Below are 5,728 nucleotides of genomic sequence, written 5' to 3'. Positions count from 1 at the left end.
GCGGTGTGCGTCCGATTCTTGAGAACTCAACAGCGTGCCGAAAGTCAATGCCGAAATTGAAGTATCCCCGTTCACAGGCATTGGGCATTTTCTTCACCCGGTCTCTTCGAGGCTTTGGGTGGTGGTTTGTCTGTGTTCTGTGGCGGATTCCTTTGAAATTAATACGGATGACAAGTCAGTTTGATTGTTTCTGATTCAAAGGATCACTCGATGTGTCGACTATCCAGTCTTTTGGCTGGTTGTCATATTTTTCAACGGAGAGTTTGATCCTGGCTCAGGACGAACGCTGGCGGCGTGCTTAACACATGCAAGTCGAGCGGTAAGGCCCCTTCGGGGGTACACGAGCGGCGAACGGGTGAGTAACACGTGAGCAACCTACCCTCAACTTTGGGATAAGCCTCGGAAACGGGGTCTAATACCGGATAATACTATGCTCCTCATGGGGTGTGGTTGAAAGTTCTGGCGGTTGGGGATGGGCTCGCGGCCTATCAGCTTGTTGGTGGGGTAATGGCCTACCAAGGCGTCGACGGGTAGCCGGCCTGAGAGGGCGACCGGCCACACTGGGACTGAGACACGGCCCAGACTCCTACGGGAGGCAGCAGTGGGGAATATTGCGCAATGGACGAAAGTCTGACGCAGCAACGCCGCGTGAGGGATGACGGCCTTCGGGTTGTAAACCTCTTTCAGCAGGGACGAAGCGAGAGTGACGGTACCTGCAGAAGAAGGACCGGCCAACTACGTGCCAGCAGCCGCGGTAATACGTAGGGTCCGAGCGTTGTCCGGAATTATTGGGCGTAAAGGGCTCGTAGGCGGTTCGTCACGTCGGGAGTGAAAACTCGGGGCTTAACCCCGAGCCTGCTTCCGATACGGGCAGACTAGAGGTAGGCAGGGGAGAGCGGAACTCCTGGTGTAGCGGTGGAATGCGCAGATATCAGGAAGAACACCGGTGGCGAAGGCGGCTCTCTGGGCCTTACCTGACGCTGAGGAGCGAAAGCGTGGGTAGCGAACAGGATTAGATACCCTGGTAGTCCACGCCGTAAACGTTGGGCGCTAGGTGTGGGGGACATTCCACGTCCTCCGTGCCGCAGCTAACGCATTAAGCGCCCCGCCTGGGGAGTACGGCCGCAAGGCTAAAACTCAAAGGAATTGACGGGGGCCCGCACAAGCGGCGGAGCATGCGGATTAATTCGATGCAACGCGAAGAACCTTACCTGGGTTTGACATATAGGGAAATCCTCCAGAGATGGGGGGTCCGTAAGGGTCCTATACAGGTGGTGCATGGCTGTCGTCAGCTCGTGTCGTGAGATGTTGGGTTAAGTCCCGCAACGAGCGCAACCCTCGTCCTATGTTGCCAGCACGCCCTTCGGGGTGGTGGGGACTCATAGGAGACTGCCGGGGTCAACTCGGAGGAAGGTGGGGATGACGTCAAGTCATCATGCCCCTTATGTCCAGGGCTTCACGCATGCTACAATGGCCGGTACAAAGGGCTGCGAAACTGTAAGGTGGAGCGAATCCCAAAAAGCCGGTCTCAGTTCGGATTGGGGTCTGCAACTCGACCCCATGAAGTCGGAGTCGCTAGTAATCGCAGATCAGCAACGCTGCGGTGAATACGTTCCCGGGCCTTGTACACACCGCCCGTCACGTCATGAAAGTCGGCAACACCCGAAGCCGGTGGCCTAACCCTTGTGGAGGGAGCCGTCGAAGGTGGGGCTGGCGATTAGGACGAAGTCGTAACAAGGTAGCCGTACCGGAAGGTGCGGCTGGATCACCTCCTTTCTAAGGAGCATTCGGCGCCGGCTCTTTGAGCTCGGTGCCTATTCATCACTGCTTGAGCATTCGTCTCAAGGTGATGGTGCTTCGGAATGTGGAACATTGACCATTAGGCCAGGAGTCTGTTCGAGCAAGCTAGTACTGCGATCCTTCGGGGTTGCGTGGAACGTGTGTGAGATCAGGTGAGTGGCCGAGGCGCGCTGTTGGGTCCTGAGGAATCGGGCCTGGCCAACAGGAACTTTGGTTTCTGGGGGTTGGGGTTGTTTCTTCTGGGTCACGGATGCACTGATCTTTGCGGATTGTGTGTGTCGGGTGGCTGGGGCCGGCTCTCACCAAACGTCTGGTGTTGAGGGTTCTGTGGGTGTGTTGTTTCCCTGCGGGATGTTCTTCTACTGGGTGGTGGTGGTTCAGGGTTGGTGTTCCTGCCCGTATTTTGAGAACTGTATAGTGGACGCGAGCATCTCTTTGTAGCGTAATTTTGTCTTTTGTTGTTTGTTTTTTGTGACAAGCTACTAAGGGCAATCGGTGGATGTCTTGGTACCAAGAGCCGATGAAGGACGTTGGAGCCTGCGATAAGCCCCGGGGAGTTGGCAACCGAGCTGTGATCCGGGGGTGTCCGAATGGGGAAACCCAGCTGGCATTCTAAAGCCAGTTACCAGTGCCTGAACACATAGGGTTCTGGAGGGAACGCGGGGAAGTGAAACATCTCAGTACCCGCAGGAAGAGAAAACAATAGTGATTCCGTGAGTAGTGGCGAGCGAAAGCGGATGAGGCTAAACCATGTGCGTGTGATAGCCGGCGTGCGTTGCGCATGTGGGGTTGTGGGAGCATTCTGACACTGATGCCGTGGTGTCGAAGAGTTATAAATCACTGTTGAAGTCGAATCTTCTGGAATGTTGAGCCGTAGTGGGTTATAGCCCTGTAGGCGTAAGACAGTGACTCTTGAGTGTTTTCCCAAGTAGCACGGGACTCTTGAAATCCCGTGTGAATCTGGCGGGACCACCCGCTAAGCCTAAATACTTCTTGGTGACCGATAGCGGACTAGTACCGTGAGGGAAAGATGAAAAGTACCCCGGGAGGGGAGTGAAATAGTACCTGAAACCGATTGCCTACAATCCGTCGGAGCATGTTCCTTGTGAATGTGTGACGGCGTGCCTTTTGAAGAATGAGCCTGCGAGTTAGTGGTGTGTGGCGAGGTTAACCCGTGTGGGGTAGCCGTAGCGAAAGCGAGTCTGAATAGGGCGCTTTAGTCGCATGCTCTAGACCCGAAGCGGAGTGATCTATCCATGGGCAGGTTGAAGCGTGGGTAAGACCGCGTGGAGGACCGAACCCACCAGGGTTGAAAACCTGGGGGATGACCTGTGGATAGGGGTGAAAGGCCAATCAAACTCCGTGATAGCTGGTTCTCCCCGAAATGCATATAGGTGCAGCGTCGCGTGTTTCTTACCGGAGGTAGAGCACTGGATGGTCTAGGGGGCTTACCGGCTTACCGAAATCAGCCAAACTCCGAATGCCGGTAAGTGAGAGCGCGGCAGTGAGACTGCGGGGGATAAGCTCCGTAGTCGAGAGGGAAACAGCCCAGATCACCAGCTAAGGCCCCTAAGCGATTGCTAAGTGGAAAAGGATGTGGAGTTGCCCAGACAACCAGGAGGTTGGCTTAGAAGCAGCCACCCTTGAAAGAGTGCGTAATAGCTCACTGGTCAAGTGATTCCGCGCCGACAATGTAGCGGGGCTCAAGCAATCCGCCGAAGCTGTGGCATTTACACTATTACCCGGCCAGAACTTGGTTCTGGTCCAGGTGTGTGGATGGGTAGGGGAGCGTCGTGCAGCGTGTGAAGCAGCCTAGTGATGGAGTTGTGGATGCTGCACGAGTGAGAATGCAGGCATGAGTAGCGAATGACGGGTGAGAAACCCGTCCGCCGGATGATCAAGGGTTCCAGGGTCAAGCTAATCTGCCCTGGGTAAGTCGGGACCTAAGGCGAGGCCGACAGGCGTAGTCGATGGACAACGGGTTGATATTCCCGTACCGGCATTAACACGACCCGACCGAACCCGCTGATGCTAAGCCAACGAAACCTTGATGTCTTCGGACGGAGGGGTGGAGTCGGTGACCCGAGGTGGTAGTAGGTGCATTGAGGAGTGACGCAGGAGGGTAGTCCAACCGCGGCGATGGTAGGCGCAAGCTGATCCGCGGGCAAGGTGGTAGGGCGAGGCATAGGCAAATCCGTGTCTCACATAGCCTGAGAGCCGAGGCGGACCCGTTCAGGGGAAGTGGATGATCCCATGCTGCCGAGAAAAACTTCGCAGTGAGTGTTAGAGCCGCCCGTACCCCAAACCGACACAGGTGATCAGGTAGAGAATACCAAGGCGATCGAGTGAACCATGGTTAAGGAACTCGGCAAAATGCCCCCGTAACTTCGGGAGAAGGGGGACCTGATCCGTTACACCACTTGCTGGTGGAAGCGGTGATGGTCGCAGAGACCAGGCCCAAGCGACTGTTTACTAAAAACACAGGTCCGTGCGAAGAAGTAATTCGATGTATACGGACTGACGCCTGCCCGGTGCTGGAACGTTAAGGGGACAGGTTAGCTGGTTTCGGCCGGCGAAGCTTTGAACTTAAGCGCCAGTAAACGGCGGTGGTAACTATAACCATCCTAAGGTAGCGAAATTCCTTGTCGGGTAAGTTCCGACCTGCACGAATGGCGTAACGACTTGGGCGCTGTCTCAACCATGGACTCGGCGAAATTGCATTACGAGTAAAGATGCTCGTTACGCGCAGCAGGACGGAAAGACCCCGGGACCTTTACTACAACTTGGTATTGGTGGTCGGTACAATTTGTGTAGGATAGGTGGGAGACTGTGAAACTCGGACGCCAGTTCGGGTGGAGTCATCGTTGAAATACCACTCTGATTGTTCTGGCTGTCTAACTTTGGTCCGTTATCCGGATCAGGGACAGTGCCTGGTGGGTAGTTTGACTGGGGCGGTCGCCTCCTAAAAGGTAACGGAGGCGCTCAAAGGTTCCCTCAGCCTGGTTGGCAATCAGGTGTCGAGTGTAAGTGCACAAGGGAGCTTGACTGTGAGACAGACATGTCGAGCAGGGACGAAAGTCGGAACTAGTGATCCGGCGGTGGCATGTGGGAGCACCGTCGCTCAACGGATAAAAGGTACCCCGGGGATAACAGGCTGATCTTCCCCAAGAGTCCATATCGACGGGATGGTTTGGCACCTCGATGTCGGCTCGTCGCATCCTGGGGCTGGAGTAGGTCCCAAGGGTTGGGCTGTTCGCCCATTAAAGCGGCACGCGAGCTGGGTTTAGAACGTCGTGAGACAGTTCGGTCCCTATCCGCTGCGCGCGCAGGAGACTTGAGAAGGGCTGCCCCTAGTACGAGAGGACCGGGGTGGACGAACCTCTGGTGTGCCAGTTGTTCCGCCAGGAGCACGGCTGGTTGGCTACGTTCGGGAGTGATAACCGCTGAAAGCATCTAAGCGGGAAGCACGCTTCAAGATGAGGTCTCCCACCGGGTTAACCGGGTAAGGCCCCCAGTAGACCACTGGGTTGATAGGCCAGAGGTGGAAGCACCGCAAGGTGTGGAGCTGACTGGTACTAATAGGCCGAGGGCTTGTCACACACCCATCATTGATGGAAACAGACTCTGAGACATTGTGTTTGTTGATAACAAGCCTGCGCTATAAAGTAACGATGTTCGCGTTCACTGTACGGTTCCCGGAATACGGTCAAACCCCAGCCATTGTGGCTCGTGTGTGTTTGATTGATATTTCTATAGAGTTTCGGTGGCCATAGCGTCGGGGAAACACCCAGTCTCCATTCCGAACCTGGAAGTTAAGCCCGCCAGCGCCGATGGTACTGCGACCGGGAGGTCGTGGGAGAGTAGGACGCCGCCGGACATTCACACTGTTAAGGGCCACCCCACTAGGGGTGGCCCTTAACATTTGTGG

Annotated in this window: 3 rRNA genes; all 3 read left to right on the top strand. The window is 55.7% G+C overall.

The window, feature by feature from the left end:
- Positions 1 to 251 precede the first annotated feature (251 nt).
- Positions 252 to 1,776 (top strand): 16S ribosomal RNA (locus tag EV649_RS40645).
- Positions 1,777 to 2,272: 496 nt separating this feature from the next.
- Positions 2,273 to 5,399: ribosomal RNA gene (locus EV649_RS40640) — 23S ribosomal RNA — on the top strand.
- Between the two features lie 160 nt (positions 5,400 to 5,559).
- Positions 5,560 to 5,677 (top strand): 5S ribosomal RNA (gene rrf, locus EV649_RS40635).
- The 16S, 23S and 5S rRNA genes sit together here, the layout of an rRNA operon.
- Positions 5,678 to 5,728 lie beyond the last annotated feature (51 nt).

Source organism: Kribbella sp. VKM Ac-2569 (assembly GCF_004216905.1).
Lineage (GTDB): Bacteria > Actinomycetota > Actinomycetes > Propionibacteriales > Kribbellaceae > Kribbella.
The sequence above is the reverse complement of the archived record's forward strand: the minus strand, read 5'-3'. Positions and strand labels throughout refer to the sequence as shown.